Here is a 19,153-nt window from a genome sequence, read left to right as displayed (position 1 = left end):
GTGACTGATTTTTTGATACTAGGTGTATTTATTTTATTTACTATTTTTGGCCTAATTCGCCCCTATATTTCTTTTGCTGGTTATTTATGGGTTAACACAATGGCCCCACAAACCATTGTTTTTGGTTTTTTGGCTGGCAAGTCACTCTCCTTATACATGGCGCTAGTGTGCTTTATCAGCTTAGTTTTAGGTTTTCGTAAATTATCAGTGCCACATCAAAAAGCAGTGCCCTTCTTTTTAGTGCTGTTTGCGGTTTGGATCACGTTATCCACTTATAATGCGCAATTTCCTTTCATTGCTTGGGTAGTTTGGGATACTACATTTAAAACCGTGTTGATGGCGTTCTTTTTGTTATTTGTAATACAAACACGGAAGCAACTTGAATTTATGATACTTGTACTTATTTCTTCCTTGAGCTTTTACATAATTTCAGCGGGTGCCAAAACTCTTACTGGCGGCGGAGGTTATGGCAATACTTTGATTGTTGGCGGAGGAAACTCTGGGATGGCAGAGAGTTCAACACTCGCTACATTCGCAGTTGTGGCGATGCCAATCATTTTTTTCTTAAAAAAGCACATCACTTTAATAACTCAACTGCAGGGTAAAAATTACCTATGGTATGGCGCGCTCATATTATGTTTGGGCACCGTCATTGGCACGTCTGCTAGAACTGGTCTGGTGGCGCTTGCGGCATATATTGCTATTTATTTTATTAAACCAAAAAATATTTTAAAGATTATTCCTGTCTTGATTATTTGCGCTATTGCTTTTATCTACTTTGCACCTGATTCATGGAAAGAGCGAATGGGAACAATGGAGAACGTAAGTGAGGAAAGTTCGGCAATGGGGCGCGTGGTAGTTTGGAAGTGGACTATAGATTACGTTGCCACTAAACCAATTATGGGGGGCGGGTTTTGGTCTTTTATTGCCAATAAAGGGCAATTAAACAAGTATACTGAGGACTTTTATCTGTCAAACTCAAAAGCCTACCACAGTATTTACTTTCAGCTGTTGGGTGAACAGGGTTATGGTGGTTTTTTCATTTACTTTTTTATGCTTTTCCTTGCTTTTATGACCAATCGTAAAATAATGCGTTCAACTGTTTATGATGATTGGTCGAAAGATTTAGCTATGCACATGAACCACGCTATTATTATATTCTGCGTTGGAGGCGCTTTTATCAGTATCGCGTATCAGCCTCTAATCTTTACGATAATAGCACTTACCATTTCACACTATTCAATTTTGGAGAAATCTACGCTTGAAAAAACAAAGTTTAGATCTGCTCACTAGTATTCGAGGATTTGCCGCCTTGTGGGTGGTTTTTTACCATATTGGTGGTCGTCTTGATGAACATCTCCACTCCAGTTTAATTAGTTTCTTTTCGGTAGGTTACCTAGCTGTTGATTTGTTTTTTATTCTTAGTGGTTTCGTAATAGCGCTAAGTTATCAGCAGGCGTTTTTGAGCAAGAAAGCACGGTTTAGAGATTTTATCGTTAAGCGAATTGCAAGAATTTATCCTTTGCATGTTTTTGTGTTGCTATTGTATTTGATTATCCCTTTAGCCTTTTACGCTACCGGTCGCGAAGTTGATTTGAATAGGTTTTCTGTTGGTAGTTTTGTTGCTAACCTGTTTTTAGTAAATAGCTGGGGCTTTGTAAGTACCTTGACCTGGAATATACCTTCTTGGTCTATTAGTGTTGAATTTCTATCTTACTGCTTGTTTCCTTTAATGCTTTTACTTGTAAAGCCATTAAAAGGTTTTTTTGGTTTGCTTATCAGCGTTTTGTTTAGTTGTGCTTTGTTAGCATTCTACTTCCACACGATGGACTTTACATCAATAGACGATGGATTACCTTTAAGCGGCGTGACTCGATGTGCATTGGAGTTTTTCATTGGAATACTAACGTGGAATATTTATCACAGATTGATGTTAGTCTCTTCTGAGCGAGGTTTAATTTGTTCTAATTTGGCTGCGTTGTTTGTTTTAGTGGTTTTGTGTTCCTATTATTTTAGGATTCCTGAGTTTGTTGTAATCGCGCTAGCATCTGCAATACTCGTGTTGCTCTGCGCCTTGCTTGAGGTTTCATATAATATCAAAGTTCCAGTCCCCTTGCGTTGGCTAGGTGATATTAGCTTTTCAGTTTACATGCTGCATTATTTGCTTAGGGATGTAATGAAGATGTTTTTACCAGAAGGACAAACGCCATTGATTTGGATAGTTTTATACTTTGCTTTGCTAATAGTACTGAGTCACTTGTGTTTTCAATATGTTGAAAAAAAATCTCAGAAATTTCTAATTAACAAGTTTGTTAACAGGGCTGAAAAGACTCGATGAAGAAAATTTCGATTTTTTTATTAGTTATATTTATTTTACTTTCGCTTGTTGCGGGCGGTGCTATTGGCTTTTTAATGCGGCACTATAATTATACGCTCTACGAAGTTGTGAATAAGTCTGCAGTGAAGTTGGGTGTGGTTGAGGAACAGCAACGACTTATTAGTTACGAAAAACAATATGAAAATACGTATGGGAATACTTACTGGCAGAATTCGAATGAATCAAAGTTATTCCCTTTTTTAAGTAGTATGAACCAACCGAGTGTTAAACGTTATTTTTTAGATAGATTGTCTATTTTAAAAAAACAACGAGCTATGGGGTACTCATGCGATAACGCAAACCAGTTTAAGTTGCTTATTGTCTATTACTGTTCGATTGAAGGTGAAATAGAGGAATCAGTTTTTTTGAACTTAGTTCTTAATTATTCATTTGAAGTGCCAAGAGAAGTTGGTTCGTACGGTAATGCTCTTACTTTCGTTATTGCTTATGAACTCTTGAAATACAGCTTTGACATATCGAAGGATAATGAAGAAACGCTACAAAGCATCCTTCGAAACATGCTAGGCAGTTATTTGAGCAAGCTAGATGGCGACAGCGCATCTCTTTTTCATGGGCGCTCTGTACTTGCGTCAAACGCGATTATTTTAGCTAGCCAATTAGACGGATCTTCTTTAGAAAACAAGGCACTAGTTTCGCGTGCGGTTGGTCATTATCAAGATTTTTACCAGGCATTGAAAAAAGTCGAAATTTGGCCCGAGGGCTATAATTACTGGATAAATTCAAGAGCTCTCCCTATAGTTATGGCGCTCGAGGCTTTTAAGTATGCGGTAGTAGATAACATACAATCAACAAAAGACATTGAGGTTTTACAGCAAAGGATTGGGTTGTGGCATATTTACAATACTCGTCCAGACTGGACAATACAAGGTTGGGGGGACGAAGGCCCTAGAGTAGATCTAAAAGACGAAACGTCAAAAGTTATCGACTATCTCGCTCTTGTTACCAATTCTCCTGAAATAGACTCGTATGCAAGTTTGTTAGTGCAGCGTTTTGGTTCGCGCGCATATTGGCGAGGCTATAAAATGTACCTTCCTATTATTGCGTCGGACATGTGGTTTTCGGAAAATTTAAACATTATGGGGAATAAGGATGTAACGCTCGAGCCCTTGAGTCACCTGCTACCATTAAGTGAAATATTCGGCAGGGGATATAGTAATCACGTTGTTATACGAAGTGGATGGGGCCCCAAAGATACCTTTATTCAGTTTCGAGCAAGCCAAATGTTTACGCATCACCAACATAATGACGCTGGGCATTTCACTCTTTTTAAAAATGCCCCATTGATTGTGAATTCCAGTGCGTATAGTGGCATGAACACAGAAAATAGGATGTATTTTGCTTCTCGCTCTATTGCTAAAAATACAATAAAAGTAATGAATCCTAATGAAACTTTTAAACCTAGTCGCCAATATAGCATCAAAAATGCGGACGGTGGACAACGAATACCTATCGGCTTAGGAAGTTCAGTGAAAAGCTTCCAGGATTGGCAGGATAGCTTTGATAGTGGCAAATATCATAAAGCTGAATTATTGAAGTATGAGATTGATAGTCAAAACAATGTTAGTTTAAGCGTTGACCTAACAAACGCATATAACAGCATTAAATTTTCAACAAGTTCGGACGATACCAAAGTTAGTCGTGTAACTCGCAATTTTGCTTATATCTCTGCTGCAGATAGCGTACTAATATTCGATCAAGTTTTAACTACTTCAACTGAACTCCCCTCAGTTAACGTGATCTTTTTTTCCGAACGCCCCACGCTTTTTGGCAGCGAGGTAACGCGATTGGGTAAATCTAATGACGGTATAACGATGACAAATTCACGTGATTTTTTTATTGAACAAGGTGATGCAAGCTTAAGTGTTGCTGCTCTTAGTTCAATTGACTTTGGCATTATGTTAATTGGAGGGCCAACGTATCGAAATTTCGTTAGAAATACACCGAGCTTAGATACTCCTATTGGCAGCAATTTTGATGGAGGCTATGAAGTAAAGCCTTGGAATGATAAATCAGATTGGCGATTAGAGATTCCGTTTGCGATCAACGGTAAGAAAGCTTCGTCATTGACAATTTTACGACCTGGCAGTTTTAAAGTGCCTAAGTTAATAAAAATCGCCACTGACTTTAAGTTATGGATTGTTGAAGATTTTGCGATCGTGTCAATATTAAATAACCACAACAATTTGAAGGTTATCGATTCCATAGAAGGCGCAACCACGATTGTATTCGTTTCTGAAAAAGCAGGAGAAGCAATGATATTCGAAGAAAACGAAGACAATCTAAATGTAACATATACCGAGGGTATTACGATTATTAATCGTAAAGCGAAAAGTCAATAATGAGTAATAAAAAACTCTTTTTAGGGTTCTTTACCAAATTTTCTTTTAAATGTTTTCTTATTATTACTTTTTACACTTAAAATATGGATTGCTCAAATAACATGCCATATCTATTTAGCCTTAAAATGCGCAAAGCATGCTTAATACTGCATAACTATGATTGGTCTACTATCAAGAATTTCTTTTTATGATTAACTCACCAAGTGACACAAAGCTGCTTGTGACCGCTTATTTATGGAACTTCCTTTCAAATGGAGTTGTAAGGAGTTTCGGTATTGTAAGTACCCTCATATTAGTAAGAATTCTAGATAGTGATGACTTTGGTATTGTAGCTATAGGCATGATGGTCGTTGGCTTTTTTGATGTGTTGGCAAATATAGGGGTAAATCGTTATCTTATTTTGAAAGAGGATCCAACGCATCAGGATTACTCCAGCGCATGGACATTTAATGTGTGCTTAAGGATCTTATTATTTCTATCATTACTTATAGCTAGCTCGTTTATAGCTCAATTTTTTGACAACCCTGAGCTTCAGTTTGTTTTTATTTTTTTAGGCTCAATACAAGTAATTGGCGCATTTAATAATATAGGTCTTGTTAAGTTAGAAAAAGAATTAAATTTTTCAATAAAAAATAAAATACTAATGCTTGCTAAAGTATTCTCATTTGCTGCAACCCTATCTGCAGCTTTTTATTTCCAGAGTTATTTTGCAATGCTAGCCGGCTTGTTAATTAACTCGATAGTATTTTTGATAGCTAGTTACATATTGTGCTCTTACCGCCCTAAGTTTTTATTAAAATTTGACCGAGAATTGGTGACATTTTCAATGTTCCTCTTTGTTCGGAATTTCATAGGCTATGCGCGCGCACAAATGGATTTATTTATTATCAGCTCAAGCTTTGGAAAAAGTGTCACTGGTGAGTTTTCTGTTGCAAAAAACTTTTCAATGCTTCCACTGGGAGAGCTAATTGGGCCCGCGATGGCACCTGTATTTTCCGCTCTGTCAAAGTTAAAAGGAAAGCCAGCAGAACTTGAAACAAAATCTTTTCAAGCTTTATTCTTAATGTATTTAGTCATTATACCTGCAGCAATTGGGACATATATGGTTTCAGCCCCGTTTACTGCTATTGTTTTAGGGGAGAAATGGCTTCATGTGCACTCTGTTTTGGGGATGCTAGCATTCTTAATGTTCCCGTTTACAACGCAGCCAATTTTAAACATACTTTATGATGCTAAAAATAAAGTTCGCCAATCAATTTTGATCGATGTAATTGGAATTTTTACGCTTATCGTCTCTGTATACTATTTCGTGCCAAACACCTTAAGTGAGTTTGTAGATATAAGATTACAAGTAGCTTTTTTTATGTTTTTGTTTAGTTTAATGCATGCAAAAGCAGTGACTGATTTATCTTTAACTAAAATGTCGATCATATTAATAATTCCAATAATTCCTTCAACCATAATGTATGTTGCGATAGATGCTTGTAAAAGCTTAGGGGGAAATGCACTCGAGGAGTTATTTATTCAAGTTGGGGTAGGAGTACTTGCATATTCAGCTTGCTTGCTTCTAATAGCCCTGATTCAGGTCAACTTCCTAAAAAGTAAATTTGTCAATCAGATGATACCCGAAAAAGCACACAGAATATTAAACTTCGGTTATACCGCCTGAACGACTGCATTTGTATGTTGGGTATTAAAGCCTAAATGAATGAGCAGAAACTAGTGAAGTGTCTAGGTTACTAGTGGCGATTCAGTTATCCAAATTTTGTTAATAAAAATTTTATTAACAAAATAAATACTTTGGGAGCAGAAGTCTTTTTATTAAACTCTCCATCTTTTTGCGTGAATAAATGCCAATAGGCTAAATAAATAGCATCGACCTGTAACGGTAGACTCTTGCTTGTCAATGACTGTATCTGGGTTGATGAATTTTTAATCAACCAAATCGTGTTTTTTAATGCTTTATAGCGTGGACTGGAGTAGGCAAACCAAAATCTGATACCGTTTCGTGTAGTGTAATAGTAATAGTGTGGCGGACGCTCACCTTCATGTGCGTTATGGTATATCCTGGAATTCTTTATAACCTTTGATGAAAACCCTGCATTATAAGCTCGCATGCTCAGGTCAGAATCTTCTACATACGCAAAGTACTCTTCACGAAAGCCCCCAATCTTAAAATAGCATTCTTTGCTAATAATCAAAGCGGTGCCCCAAAGCATATTTATTTGACTTTCAGTCGAATGGTCGATGTCGTCAATCGATGAAGATTCTGCAATAGTATTGGTATCCTTGTTAAAATAGGTAACTGCATGCTGCACAGTATTGTCGTTCATACTCATTATAACGGGGCTTGCTAAGCCTATATTTTTGTTGTTACCTATTGCATCAATGAGTTTACACAAAGTGTCGTGTTCAGTTACTGCATCATTATTCAATGCCCAAACATAGTCAGCACCGTTTTTAAATGCCTCCTGCATTGCAATGTTGTTACCGCCAGCATACCCCAAATTATTTTTGAGACTAATTAATCTAATGTTATCTATTGTAACTAACGTTTGCTTATCTTTATCATTTGAACCGTTGTCAACAACGATAACGTTAAAGTTTGTATATGATAAACTCTCAAGTGAACTCAAGCACTTCAGGGTATCATGTATATTGTTCCAATTTAATAAAACTATAGTTACTCTAGGGTACATCATAATAGCCTTTTAATAATTTTAGTGTGACTGTAAATATACTGCTAGTTTGATTAAGGCTTTTTAGAAGAGCCTACTCATTTTAGTTTACTTAATTTATCACTTTTAAGAATAATTTCTTATAAATGTCTTTTCGTTGCTCAGTGAATAAGCTTAAAACATTCATTGCAATAGGCAAGACCACCAGAACCAATATCGCATGTAAAATACTTTGGTCTTGAGCCGATACCAAAGCCGTAACTACATATAATAACGGTAGGTGATATAAATATAGTGAAAATGTGCACCCTGCTGCTTTTCGAATAAGGTTGCCCATATATTCGGTAGCGACCTCTTTATATGAAAATAACGAGAACGCACTACAGAAGTGAAAAACAACGATTAAACCGAACAGGTAATCATAAACAATGTTTTGTGTTTGTGGATTGAATAAAGCTAACAGCTTGGCTGGCAGTATAGCTTGGGTTAAAGATAACGCAGACGCTTCCCCTATATCCAGCAAAATAATAATAATCATGACTATCGATAATATAAAACATAAAAACGATCTATTTACACTCAACATTCTCTTTTTATTAATAAAAAAAGCAGCAACTCCTAGCATCCAAAGCGGGAAGTAAAAAAGAATATTAGGACCCATTACAATAATTACAATACTCGCGAATAAGAATCTCTTAAAACCTTTTAAATAAAATATACATGCAAATAATACATAGTAAAACATTTCAAACGCAATCGACCACATAGGCGCATTTGTATAGTAAATAACCTGCTGCCAACTTTGATGAAGCATAAAAAAAACTGAAAACAAGCTATAACTAGGCGATGCAAGCTGCCCAGCGAACCAATCTAACAACTGCGGCTTATAAATTAAACAAACATTGTAACTAACAATTGTGATTATAATTGAAGGAATAACAACGGAGTAAACCCGACTAAAACGGTTTACAAAAAAGTTCTTTAGAGTTTCTTGCCTATCATAAACCACATACGCAATAACGTAGCCTGACAACACAAAAAACAATACAACAGCTTCATGCGCAGGGAACACTGCCAATCGCCAAAGTAATGGGTTGCCCATAATAGTAACGTGGCTTAAAAATACAACGACTGAAGCAGAGAAACGCAAAAAATCCAGGTAAATTGAAAACTGATTGTTCATTTTAAGATTGCCTATGGTTGAATCGCATAGCGCCTACAATTATTCTACTCGCCACGTTTTAATATCTTAAGAGAGTAGTTTAACTCTCTTTTTTTCAATTTTACTGAATACGCTACACACCTATCAACATAAGTATTGTTTAGTTATAAGCAACACTCAGGGCGGCTCCAGCAATCAAGAAACCTACAATTGCCAACTTCGCGACCATGCCAAATTGTTTGATTCAGGGAATAGGGCTTTTCTTCGATGACTTTGCAAAACGACGAAAACAAGAGAAAACTAATCGAAAAAACACAATAAAACCTAAAAAGCCAAAGTTACCTAAAACGAGATGTTTCCATGTGATTACCTTGCCCATAAATGAACGGCTCTGAGTATAGGACAAATTAATGTTATCTACTAGCCTCTGTGACTAATGTTATCTACTAGCCTCTGCGACAGCTGCAGTTTTAGGTGGTTTTGTGTTTTCTCATTTGGTGCGTTGGAAAAATTAGAGAAATCCTTGTCGTTAATGTGAACGAGTAAGCTGGCTATTAGTACTGAAATCTTGATAGTGAGATACTAAGCGGTAATTATTAAACTCATATTTTAGTCAAGTAAGAAAATACCAAATACTCTGTCTCGGAAATATACCAATCATCTAAAAATTTTAATCTACCCTAGCGATAATTAGTGCTATAACAGTTAAATTGTTAGATATGATGAAGGGCTCGACTACTTGAATGATTAACCCAATGAAAATTCGGATGTCATACCGCCGCATCATTTTTGATATACAAGTAAATTTGGAATTTTATTCCTAGTGCTCTTTTAATATTTCAGTCTAATTTTGACTAAAGACTTTTATGGTCTGCTTCTAAGGGTTACAATTTATTGCAAGTTTGAAAAAATATGTAGTCAAAATAAATTGATGCATTTATCTGAGCGATTTGCACGCGTTGTGTGCCATTGCTGACAATACCACTTAAATGCATAGACTTTTAAATAGCTTTTGTTTTTTTAAGTTTAATCGACCGAATTCTGAGGAGAAGTTAGTTTGAAAACGATAGTCGTTTGCGATTTTTTTAGTCATGCAAATATGCATTTGCCGTTCAATGAGGGATTCATTAGAGTTGTAGCCACTAATTACCCGATGCATAAAATATTATTCGCTGCAAACGGTGAACATATAGAAAACTTGAAGGGACGTTTGACTGACATAGATAATGTTAGCTTTCATTCAATTTTGCAAATGAAATACCTAACGAAAGGGTCACTACATAATCCCATTTTTGGAACTTTAGCTGCTAGAAAAGCCATCAAAACTTGCGAGAGATTAGCAAAAGATCATGTAGTGGAAAGCTATTGTTTTTTGGGTTTTAATTCGTTTTTGTTGCTCAACTTGATGAAGTTATATAAGCACGAAGTTGAAATCGATATTAACTTAATCCTTCATAACGACTTGAGTGCAAATTTTGACTGGAGGTCTAAAAATCCTTTTGTTAAAGCGTTTGATTTACGTACAAGCTTAACTTTGAACATGCCGAATAATTTAAACATTGTTGTTTTAGAACTAGGCATAAGAGAGTCATTACTTGAGATTTACCCAAATTTGAAAAAAAACATCCGACTACTTGAACATCCAATATTAGCTAGTGACTGTAACGCAGGGAAGCCGTTTGACCAAGCAAATATAAAAATTGGTTTTGTTGGGCATTGCAGCAAAAATAAAGGGTTCAATACCTTCTTAGATATTGCAAAACGATATCAAAGTAATGTGGTAACATTTTACGCAATTGGGCAAAAGGAATCAGGAAGCTCAGATGACAACTTCGATGCATTGGAAAGAGCTCCATCTTTGAGCTCTGTGCCCAGAGATGAATACGTAAAATTAGTTGCCGATATGGATATTATTTGTTTACCAGTGTCAACGGGTTATAATTTTGTTGCTAGTGGAAGCGTGCTGGATGCGATTTCAAATGCTAAGCCGGTTTTTATACTAAACAATAATAGTTATAGGGCAATGCAAGATAAATATGGCGAAATCGGTATTTTATTTGATAATAAAGAAAATATGCTTGAGACCTTTTCTTCCGCGATTGCCAAAGTATCATCAAATATGGCGCTGTGGCAAAAAAACATCCAAAATATTAAATTGGCGCGTACTGCCGAAAATATAGAGTTTTCATTAAAGTCTCGATACAGATCTGAGAAAGCTAATTCGTTGTAAGAAAGCAACTGATTCCAGATAATATTCCAAGGAACAGTCTATCAAGTCAGCATTAAATAGTAGATAAAATGAAAAAACATTACATTATTATACCAGTTTACAATAACCTGCAAATGACCCAAAATTGTATCGAGTCACTGCGAATAAGTGTTAGAGAAAACCCTTCTTTTACTATGGTAGTTGTGAATGACGGAAGCGCATACGACATCGCGCAATATTTGCGAGCTCAAAATGATTTAATGTATCTTGAAAATCCTTCTAATCAGGGCTACTTAATTACAACGAATAAAGGTTTTGAGTTTGCCTTGTCGCAAAGCGACTGTCAAAGTGTAGTGTTATTTAATAATGACATGCTAGTTAGTGGAAATTGGTTGGAGCTATTAGTTAATGCAACTGAGCACTATGGAATTACAGGTTACTTTGGCGCTGGTAATGTAAATATTGAAGATCTAAGTCACATGGAAGTTAATAAACTTGAGTTTTCATGTGCCCTTATTACAAGAGCCGTTTGTGAAAATGTTGGTTTATTAGATGCTCGGTTTAAAAAAGGTTACTACAGCGACGATGATTATTGTTTAAGAGCAATAAAAAAAGGTTATACCATTGGATTAGTAAAAAACAGGTATAATGCGGAACATCTATGCGGAGCAACGGCTGGAGAGAAACGCAAAGAGAGTATAGAAGAAGGCGCTAGGCAATTTTTACAAAAATGGCAAGGTGATAATCATGAATCTGTAAGGGAGTTTTTCAAAACATCGTTTTATGATTCTAAAAAAATAATGCCTGAGAACACTTTAGTTAGATTGTTGCGTTTTTTGCGTTGTAAATAAAAGGTGAGTTGATTAATCTGGTGAGCGAGTCAAAATTCTGCGACAGTCATATCACTTGCTTGTTGAGTATCGATAAGGTCTTGCCATTCTTCAGCGCTTCGTCTGAGCATTGATAGTATCTCCTGTGTTTATCAATGACGAGATTTTAATGGGTATGGTTAAGATTGGAAGAACGGTCTATTTTGAACGTTTACGTGCTCACGATATAAGTCTGGATCAGAGACACCACCTTCATTTTGTTTAAGGATAGCCATAATTTAGCTTTGGCCATATTTTAATTTTCTGTAAGCAATGGGATACACTCCTCCTCAACCTGACGACATTTACCTCCATATTGATGCGGTCGATTTTAGAAAATCGATTAATGGCTTGCTGAATATTGTGGAAACGGAACTTGAGCTTGATGCTTTCACTGGCACACTATTTATCTTTATTGATAAAAACCAAGATAAATCAAAATTACTTTACTGGGAAGCGACTGGACTTGCACTTTTGCATAAACGACTCGAAAAACACAAGTTCAAACAGCCTAAGTTGAACGATCTGAATCACATCAGATTGAGCGAACAACAGCTCAATTGGTTGTTAGGAGGCTACCCTCTGTGACAGCTGTCTTTATGACTCGATTAGTTTGTATAAATACCGAATGGGGTAAGTTTTGTATGGCGTGTTAGTCTTCAGCTTCGTCGGGTAGTTAGACAGTAGGTGCAAGAATTGGAGGATTGGGATGTTGGTGCTCCAACCATGTAATCGACATAAGTCAGGCATCATTGCACCTGATTCGGTTTCTTTTAAAATATTAATCATTTGGCTTTCGCTAAAACGTTTTTTTTTCATCTTCGTTTTCCACTAGAGTTAATATAAATTGAAAACTGTATGAAGGCTATTCTGATTTTAGAGGAACCCACGCTAAAAGGCAGCTGCAAAAAAATGTTAGCATACAGCGTTTATAAACATTACATTCGGAAAATCGGGATAAACTAAAATTGCTAGTTTCTTTTATGGCGAAAGCCAATGATGAGCGAGAAAAGTTGAATGAGAAATATTCAAAAACAGAAAAATAAGATCGTAATTTTGGGGTCCGGCCGCTCAGGCACTACATGGTTAGCAAAACTCTTCGATAGCTGCCCCGATGTCATGTATTTCCATGAGCCTGATTCAATAAACAAACAGTCTGGTATTCCTTATTTGCCCCGTAACAGCGAGAATGATGAAGTTATTCGTAACGCGGAGTGTTATATCAACCAGCTTTTTATCAATAGCCATAACAAAACACATGGTAAGAGACCTTTTTTTCCGAAAAACTACCGCTCTTCGGTCGCTGAGTTTATATTTAGGAGTAGTGTATTTTCATCAAAGTTATTCGAAAAAATCGGAGTCAATAGTGTTCGAGTACTAACTGTAGAGAACTCTAATAGCGATATTATTCGAGTAGCTAAGTCTGTTGACTCTGTTTCACGAGCAAGCTTGTTCCTTCAAGGTAGCCCTGACCTTAAAATTGTACACTTGGTGCGAAACCCTTTTGCAGTTGTAGACTCTAGACTTAGGGGGGCGAACTTAGGGTTAATGCCGAATACATCATATTATCAAGACGTATTTGAATCTTACGGTAATAATCTGTTCGATATTTCACTTAAGGAATTAAATACTCTTAGTATCGAAGCACAATATACCTATGAATGGATGGTTCATAATCATCACGTCATTGCTAATTGCTCAAATCATCGAAACTACTTTTTTGTCTCCTATGATAAAATGGCTGCAGAAGTAAAAAATGAATTAACAACACTCTTTCATAAATTGGAGATACCATGGTCTGCACAAACGGAGAAGTTAATTCAAGAAATGCTGCTATCTGAGCAGAGACAAGGTGATTACTTTGGTGTAATGCGGTCACCAAAAAGCCAGCTCGATAAGTGGAAAGAAAACCTTTCAGACCGGCAAATTAATGATATAAACAAGATATTAGTAAAAAGTGATTTGTTATATCGCGAATTTAAATGAATTGCCTACCCGCTAGAAAGCTTAATCTTTTTTGAACAGTAGCGAGTTCACTTATTATTCTTATTCAACCATCTCAAAGGTGCTCGGTTTTTGTTACTTTGCCCTATACTCAGTAACCGTTTAAAATTTGAGTTGTTAAAGTAAACCAATGTCGAGATATATGTAAAAGCATGGAGGTCTTTAAAATTAATTTTTCTTAAGAATAAATAGCCACTAGGCGACTTAGTTATCAATGATTATCGCGAGGGTAGGCTAAAATTTTTAGATGATTGGTATATTTCCGAGACAGAGAATTTGGTATTTCCTGATCATACTGATTTGAGCTTTGATATACAGGTATGTATACAGTCTATAACTGTTATAGAACATTTTTATGTGGCTACCAATGTGGATTTTTGATTCATTTACAACAAAGACTAACACGCCCTAGTTTTACGGAAAAATTTATATGAAGATATTCGAAAAACGTTTGGAAACCAATGCTAGAACATGTATTTACGTTGCTGGTATAAAAATATTTACTTATAAAGCTAAAGATATTGTGCAAGCTGATGCTATTTCCTATATTAAAAGCACTCAAGAAAGCTATCGGCTGATTGAAGCCAGCATTAAAAACAAGGTTAGTAATGGGCGAACTGTTAACATTACCTTCATGGTTAATTCTCCTTCAATGTTTCCAGGTAAGCCTCTATTTGCATCCCTACTCAAAAATAATAGTTTTTATGTGAATCTTTTAGTCATTCCCGACTTAAGGTATGGACTGGAACATGCCAATGAAAATCAGAAACGAACCATTGAGGCATTAAAAGAGTTTAGCGATAGAATCAAAGTTGCTCCTGTAGAAGAAAAAGAGGACGATACAAATATATGTGAGTTAGCAGATATATTATTTTTGCCAACTCCATATGACATATCTCATAATAAATATAACCTGAAAAGTTTGATTAAATTAAATATTCTTCCCGCAATGATAAATTATGGTTTTTTTCGTTCTATCTATGACAGAGATTTTCTTATATCTAGACCTATGTATAGCCTATATTGGAAAGTATTTCTCGAAACGAATTATAATGTAAATGAGTTTAAACGTTTTTCATTAATTAATGGGACAAATACAAAACTTGTCGGCTACTGTAAAATGGATGGTTATAAGCAAAAAAGAAAAAAGAAACAAAAAGAAAAACCGTTTTAATAGCTCCCCATCATTCAGTTGAGGGAAGTTATAATGAGGTTTTAGGATTATCCAACTTCACTAAATATGCTGATTTATTTCAAAGCTTACCAGACAGGTATCCGCAAATTGATTTTATATTTCGTCCTCATCCATCGTTATTTCTTCAGTTAGCAGATGAAGAATTCTGGGGAAGATCTAAGGTTGACTCTTACGTAGCAAGTATAAAAAATAAGAATAATATGATTTTTAGTGATGGTGGAGATTACTTTGAAGAGTTTGCAGTATCTGACGGAATAATTCAGGATTGTGGTTCTTATCTTGTAGAATATTTTTATACTCTCAAACCACAATGTTATTTACTTAAGTCCCCCTGTGACATAGATACTAAATTTGTTGAATTAGGTAAGCAATGTCTAAGTCACTGTTATTTAGCTTACAATCAAAAAGAAATTATTAATTTTATAGAAAAAATAATATTAGGCGAAAACGACCCAAAACAAAAAGACAGAGAGAAGTTTGCACAGCAAGAGATTATGATTAATCACCCTTATGTTGCGAAAGAAATTGTAAATTATTTTGAAAAGTTTTTTATAGGTACAAAATGAAAAGAGTTATTACTTACGGAACGTTCGATGTTCTTCATTATGGGCATATTAATCTGTTAAAGAGAGCCAGATCATATGGAGATTACTTAGTAGTTGTCCTCTCTAGCGATGAATTTAATAAAATTAAAAACAAACAATCTTATTATCCTTATGAGCAAAGAAAAATAATTTTGGAAGCATGTAGATATGTTGATTTAGTTGTACCCGAGGTAAATTGGGAGCAAAAAGTTGATGATATAAAGAAGTATTATGCTGATATATTCGTTATGGGCGATGATTGGAGGGGAAAGTTCGATTATCTCAATAACTATTGTAAAGTGATATATCTTGATCGAACCCCCGATGTTTGTTCAACTACAACCAAACAGCATTTAAAAAGTAATTGAATTAAAGCGAATAAGTTAAATGAAAGCAGATCAATTCTATTAGCCCTAGGGATAATACTTCTCTATTTTCCCCAACCGTATTTAAAGCGCAAAAAGCAGCTATACAGAAACCATTTTAATGAAAATTTTGATGCGAGGGCTAAACGGCTAAATAACAAAGCACTATGATAATCACCGCTAGCTTTCTTTGTTTCGGTTAGCTGCTTATAAAAAGTAGACAAGTGGAGTTGACATTTTTTGCGCAAAGCTAAATGGTCTAGCTTATTTAGAAGGTTTGTCACACCGCATATTTGGCATTCAAGTTTACGAATATTTTCTAAATTGGTAGATGCGCTTTTAGAATCTGGAACGTAGTGCGTACCTATAAACTTAGAGTGAAAAAGTATATACCTTGCTTGATCAATAGCCCTTAAATAAAAGTTTTTATCTTCTTCGTAGCGCAAAGACTCGTTAAACCCCTCGATTTTAGAAACAAGCTCCTTTTTTATTATTGTGCAATTAAGATGTGAAAAACCATTGCTGGTTAGTAATGTTGTTAACTTTACGATGAATACATCATCTATTATTTGCTCTAGGCTATTTGTTTTTTTATTACGTCCTCAATCCATACTGGGCCGTTAACTTCGTCACCGTTCGTTTTTAATGCTCGTTGGTTAGAGAAATATATATCAAGCTTTGCATTAGATTTCTCATAAGATTTATAAAACCTTGCTAGATGTTCATTGCATGTCCATTCGTCATCGTCATCCAAAAAGCCAATATATAGGCCTTTCGAGACATTTATCCCGGTGTTTCGCGCAAAGCTTGGACCATGCCCATTTTCTCTGTGTGGAAGGAAAATAAATGTTAAGGCTGTTCTAAATTTTTTCTCTAACTTTTGATATTCAAGTAAATCATCATTCGTTGCACCGTCTACCACAGCAATTATTTCAATATTAGTGAACGTCTGATTCAAGATAGACAGAATTGCTCTTCTAAATAACTGAGGTCTGTTCCTAGTCGGAACAACTAAACTTAAAAACGGTGTTTGGGCTAGAGGCGTCATATTTTAAATTACTACTCTGTATTTTTCTGAAAGGCGCATGTCTGTTTCTAAAGGTTGCGTTAATAGTTTATTCGATATAGGCATTATATCTCCAGATGATTGACACTTCACTTTTGGGATTAACTTTGAAGCTTCATAATAGATCAGCGAACAAAGATGGGGTAGTAACAGAAGTAATAGTGGTTAGTATATCGCTATTATTCTTATACATTTGCTGCACGCTTTCTTTCGTTTCAACATAAGGCGACCCACCCAACTTACTAGTCGAAGAATGAAAAGAATAAATCAAATGCTCAACCCCAGTTCTGGTAAGTGAAGCAACCAGCTTCTTCATTTGCGCTTCATCAAAACCTTCAGGAGAAAGCCTCACACGCTCCACACCAAGTAACTTAAGTATCACCTTGCCAACAACGTTATTATTTAAGTTATGCAGGTTAGCTGTGTCTCTATTGAGCCAGTCAGCTAAGACGCCGATATGACTAATGTAACCAGAGGAGTGGGGAATACATTTAATGCCATTTTGCGTGAAGCTTGCATTATTTTTATTCGAAAAATCAGGCCCATCCTGATGCCTAAAATCAGCAAAAGGACTAATACTCACATCAACCTTATAACCCAACTCACTCAATATTTTATAAGTGTTCTCACCCACACCATAACGCCCTGCTAAATAAGTCGTCGGGCTTCGTCCAGTCAACTCAGCAATTTTGTCCGTCAACATGGCTAGCTTTGCTTTTTCTAATTCGGCAGGCAAATTCCCAGGGTAGGATAGCTTCTCATCTATATTATCAGTATCCGAGTACTGCTCATCAAACGGAGGATTTACCCACGGATGCAAATGGGCAGCAAACTCAACTTGTTCTGTGTAGTTCTCTTGCATAAAGCGAATAACGTTTTGGCCTTGCTCTGAGGTCACGAACGACCAGTCCATGGCAAAAGTAATGCAGCAGCCTAATTTCAGCATATCCACACACATTTCGGTAAGTTCTTTACCGTGGGTAACCGAAGTGTTGTGTCGATTAAAGCCGCCGGCCCAATCAAACTCTTCTTCAGTATGGATAACAATAGACAGCTTTACTTTTTTCACTTTGAATTCACTTTCAGATACTGTTCAAAAATATTTTTAACGGCTTTAACAACGAGAAGATAACAATATTTAACAGCTTCACCGCCATTTCAGTATGGATCTGCAATCTTGTCTTTTTGTCCTAAACCAATTGAAACAAAGTGTGCAAGATTAAACACATTTTTACAACCATAAAAATCCCTCAATAACTCACTGTTGGGTTCATCGAGAATTAAGATAATTGGCTCTATTTGCTGAATTTAATTGTCAGTTTTCAGGCGGTGCGATTTCCGCTACAATGCAAACTAAATTTACCACTAAAACGAGACGACACATGGCCAGAAAGGGAATTATTCTTGCGGGTGGCACTGGGTCCAGATTACATCCCTTGACACAAGTAGTCAGTAAGCAGTTGATGCCAATTTATGATAAGCCGATGATCTACTATCCCTTGTCTACGTTAATGGTGGCAGGTATTTCAGAAATTCTTATTATTACTACGCCAGAAGAGTCGCAACGTTTTATCGACTTATTAGGTGACGGCTCGAAGTGGGGCATTAAGTTAGAATACATTACCCAGCCATCTCCTGATGGTTTGGCACAAGCCTTCCTGCTTGGGGAAGAGTTCATTGGTAATGATAGTGTCACCTTGATTTTAGGGGATAACCTGTTTTACGGGCATGATCTGCAAAAATCTTTAGTAGAATCTGCGGCGCAGACCAGTGGTGCTATTGTATTCGGTTATCACGTTACGGATCCTCAACGTTATGGTGTGGTTGACTTTAATGACGATTGGAAGGCCCTGTCTATTGAAGAAAAGCCGAAAAAGCCGAAATCTAACTACGCCGTTACCGGTTTATATTTCTACGATAATAAAGTGGTCGAGCTTGCTAAACAAGTTAAACCAAGCCCGCGTGGCGAACTAGAAATTACCGACTTAAATAATTTATACCTAGAAGCGGGCAATCTTAATGTGCAGCTTATGGGCCGCGGCTCTGCATGGCTCGATACGGGTACTATTGATAGTTTACTTGATGCGTCTAATTTCATCTCGGCGATTGAAAAACGCCAAGGTTTGAAAATATGCTGTCCTGAAGAAATTGCGTTTAGAAAAGGCTTTATTAGCCGAGCGCAGTTGATTGAAGTGGCACAGCCGCTGATTAAAAGTGGCTATGGTGAATACCTAGTTCGAATAGCAGACGAGAAGATTAAATAAAACATGAAATTAATTTCGAC

17 protein-coding genes are annotated in these 19,153 nt (G+C 36.2%); 12 read left to right on the top strand and 5 right to left on the bottom strand.

Going from position 1 to position 19,153, the window contains the following annotated elements:
- The 4 genes from GNIT_RS12150 to GNIT_RS12135 all read left to right on the top strand — a co-directional run bounded on the left by GNIT_RS12150 (window position 1) and on the right by GNIT_RS12135 (window position 6,406).
- Window positions 1-1,293: a putative O-glycosylation ligase, exosortase A system-associated gene (locus tag GNIT_RS12150; protein ID WP_014109526.1), complete on the top strand. Its 1,293-nt coding sequence runs from the start codon at window positions 1-3 to the stop codon at window positions 1,291-1,293.
- On the top strand, window positions 1,262-2,338 hold the full coding sequence (locus tag GNIT_RS17720; protein WP_014109525.1) for an acyltransferase family protein: 1,077 nt from the start codon (window positions 1,262-1,264) through the stop codon (window positions 2,336-2,338). Before GNIT_RS12150 ends, GNIT_RS17720 begins: the two co-directional genes overlap by 32 nt.
- Window positions 2,335-4,737 carry a heparinase II/III family protein gene (locus GNIT_RS12140; RefSeq protein WP_014109524.1) on the top strand — a complete coding sequence of 801 codons (2,403 nt, stop codon included), beginning with the start codon at window positions 2,335-2,337 and terminating at the stop codon, window positions 4,735-4,737. Before GNIT_RS17720 ends, GNIT_RS12140 begins: the two co-directional genes overlap by 4 nt.
- A 187-nt stretch (window positions 4,738-4,924) precedes the next feature.
- Window positions 4,925-6,406 carry an oligosaccharide flippase family protein gene (locus GNIT_RS12135; RefSeq protein WP_014109523.1) on the top strand — a complete coding sequence of 494 codons (1,482 nt, stop codon included), beginning with the start codon at window positions 4,925-4,927 and terminating at the stop codon, window positions 6,404-6,406.
- A gap of 85 nt (window positions 6,407-6,491) precedes the next feature.
- Here the strand turns inward: GNIT_RS12135 and GNIT_RS17715 are convergent, their stop codons facing one another.
- Window positions 6,492-7,373: a glycosyltransferase family 2 protein gene (locus GNIT_RS17715; RefSeq protein WP_238526894.1), complete on the bottom strand. Its 882-nt coding sequence runs from the start codon at window positions 7,371-7,373 to the stop codon at window positions 6,492-6,494.
- Between the two features lie 154 nt (window positions 7,374-7,527).
- The gene (locus GNIT_RS12125; RefSeq protein WP_014109521.1) at window positions 7,528-8,598 is read right to left on the bottom strand and encodes an acyltransferase family protein; all 1,071 of its coding nucleotides are present in this window, start codon (window positions 8,596-8,598) and stop codon (window positions 7,528-7,530) included.
- A gap of 1,036 nt (window positions 8,599-9,634) precedes the next feature.
- Here GNIT_RS12125 and GNIT_RS12120 point away from each other — a divergent pair.
- The 3 genes from GNIT_RS12120 (at window position 9,635) to tnpB (ending at window position 12,243) form a co-directional block, all read left to right on the top strand.
- Window positions 9,635-10,807, top strand: a complete 1,173-nt coding sequence (locus tag GNIT_RS12120) for a glycosyltransferase family protein (RefSeq protein WP_041246418.1) — start codon at window positions 9,635-9,637, stop codon at window positions 10,805-10,807.
- Window positions 10,808-10,875: 68 nt separating this feature from the next.
- Window positions 10,876-11,637 carry a glycosyltransferase family 2 protein gene (locus GNIT_RS12115; RefSeq protein WP_041246417.1) on the top strand — a complete coding sequence of 254 codons (762 nt, stop codon included), beginning with the start codon at window positions 10,876-10,878 and terminating at the stop codon, window positions 11,635-11,637.
- A 291-nt stretch (window positions 11,638-11,928) separates the two neighbouring features.
- The gene (gene tnpB / locus GNIT_RS12110; protein WP_014109516.1) at window positions 11,929-12,243 is read left to right on the top strand and encodes an IS66 family insertion sequence element accessory protein TnpB; all 315 of its coding nucleotides are present in this window, start codon (window positions 11,929-11,931) and stop codon (window positions 12,241-12,243) included.
- A gap of 9 nt (window positions 12,244-12,252) precedes the next feature.
- Here the strand turns inward: tnpB and GNIT_RS18555 are convergent, their stop codons facing one another.
- Window positions 12,253-12,474 carry a transposase gene (locus GNIT_RS18555; RefSeq protein WP_148261716.1) on the bottom strand — a complete coding sequence of 74 codons (222 nt, stop codon included), beginning with the start codon at window positions 12,472-12,474 and terminating at the stop codon, window positions 12,253-12,255.
- A 198-nt stretch (window positions 12,475-12,672) separates the two neighbouring features.
- Between GNIT_RS18555 and GNIT_RS12105 the strand changes: the two genes are divergently transcribed.
- The 4 genes from GNIT_RS12105 to tagD all read left to right on the top strand — a co-directional run bounded on the left by GNIT_RS12105 (window position 12,673) and on the right by tagD (window position 15,806).
- Window positions 12,673-13,641, top strand: a complete 969-nt coding sequence (locus GNIT_RS12105; protein ID WP_014109515.1) for a sulfotransferase domain-containing protein — start codon at window positions 12,673-12,675, stop codon at window positions 13,639-13,641.
- 448 nt (window positions 13,642-14,089) lie between these two features.
- On the top strand, window positions 14,090-14,833 hold the full coding sequence (locus GNIT_RS12100; protein ID WP_014109514.1) for a hypothetical protein: 744 nt from the start codon (window positions 14,090-14,092) through the stop codon (window positions 14,831-14,833).
- A gap of 221 nt (window positions 14,834-15,054) precedes the next feature.
- Window positions 15,055-15,420, top strand: coding sequence for a CDP-glycerol--poly(glycerophosphate) glycerophosphotransferase (locus GNIT_RS12095; RefSeq protein ID WP_014109513.1), 366 nt, complete (start codon window positions 15,055-15,057; stop codon window positions 15,418-15,420).
- Window positions 15,417-15,806, top strand: coding sequence for a glycerol-3-phosphate cytidylyltransferase (gene tagD, locus GNIT_RS12090; RefSeq protein WP_041246416.1), 390 nt, complete (start codon window positions 15,417-15,419; stop codon window positions 15,804-15,806). The genes GNIT_RS12095 and tagD overlap by 4 nt, the downstream gene beginning before the upstream one ends.
- A gap of 571 nt (window positions 15,807-16,377) precedes the next feature.
- On the opposite strand, the gene GNIT_RS12080 is transcribed toward tagD, so the two are convergent.
- The gene (locus tag GNIT_RS12080) at window positions 16,378-16,851 is read right to left on the bottom strand and encodes a glycosyltransferase family 2 protein (protein WP_041246414.1); all 474 of its coding nucleotides are present in this window, start codon (window positions 16,849-16,851) and stop codon (window positions 16,378-16,380) included.
- A gap of 133 nt (window positions 16,852-16,984) precedes the next feature.
- Entirely contained in the window at window positions 16,985-17,938 is a 954-nt protein-coding gene (locus GNIT_RS12075; protein WP_014109509.1) for a polysaccharide deacetylase family protein, read from the bottom strand.
- 313 nt (window positions 17,939-18,251) lie between these two features.
- Here GNIT_RS12075 and rfbA point away from each other — a divergent pair, with 313 nt between their 5' ends.
- On the top strand, window positions 18,252-19,133 hold the full coding sequence (rfbA, locus tag GNIT_RS12070; RefSeq protein WP_014109508.1) for a glucose-1-phosphate thymidylyltransferase RfbA: 882 nt from the start codon (window positions 18,252-18,254) through the stop codon (window positions 19,131-19,133).
- Window positions 19,134-19,153: the final 20 nt, after the last annotated feature.

The sequence above is a fragment of the Glaciecola nitratireducens FR1064 genome, assembly GCF_000226565.1.
GTDB lineage: Bacteria > Pseudomonadota > Gammaproteobacteria > Enterobacterales > Alteromonadaceae > Glaciecola > Glaciecola nitratireducens.
This window is presented reverse-complemented; position numbering and strand designations above follow the sequence as displayed.

Bases quoted from the DNA above. Each gene is read 5' to 3' on its own strand.
- GNIT_RS12140 (WP_014109524.1), top strand. From the start codon at position 2,335: ATGAAGAAAATTTCGATTTTTTTATTAGTTATATTTATTTTACTTTCG.
- GNIT_RS12135 (WP_014109523.1), top strand. From the start codon at position 4,925: ATGATTAACTCACCAAGTGACACAAAGCTGCTTGTGACCGCTTATTTA.
- GNIT_RS12125 (WP_014109521.1), bottom strand. From the start codon at position 8,598: ATGAACAATCAGTTTTCAATTTACCTGGATTTTTTGCGTTTCTCTGCT.
- GNIT_RS12115 (WP_041246417.1), top strand. From the start codon at position 10,876: ATGAAAAAACATTACATTATTATACCAGTTTACAATAACCTGCAAATG.
- tnpB (WP_014109516.1), top strand. From the start codon at position 11,929: ATGGGATACACTCCTCCTCAACCTGACGACATTTACCTCCATATTGAT.
- GNIT_RS18555 (WP_148261716.1), bottom strand. From the start codon at position 12,474: ATGAAAAAAAAACGTTTTAGCGAAAGCCAAATGATTAATATTTTAAAA.
- GNIT_RS12105 (WP_014109515.1), top strand. From the start codon at position 12,673: ATGAGAAATATTCAAAAACAGAAAAATAAGATCGTAATTTTGGGGTCC.
- GNIT_RS12100 (WP_014109514.1), top strand. From the start codon at position 14,090: ATGAAGATATTCGAAAAACGTTTGGAAACCAATGCTAGAACATGTATT.
- GNIT_RS12095 (WP_014109513.1), top strand. From the start codon at position 15,055: ATGATTTTTAGTGATGGTGGAGATTACTTTGAAGAGTTTGCAGTATCT.
- tagD (WP_041246416.1), top strand. From the start codon at position 15,417: ATGAAAAGAGTTATTACTTACGGAACGTTCGATGTTCTTCATTATGGG.
- GNIT_RS12080 (WP_041246414.1), bottom strand. From the start codon at position 16,851: ATGACGCCTCTAGCCCAAACACCGTTTTTAAGTTTAGTTGTTCCGACT.
- rfbA (WP_014109508.1), top strand. From the start codon at position 18,252: ATGGCCAGAAAGGGAATTATTCTTGCGGGTGGCACTGGGTCCAGATTA.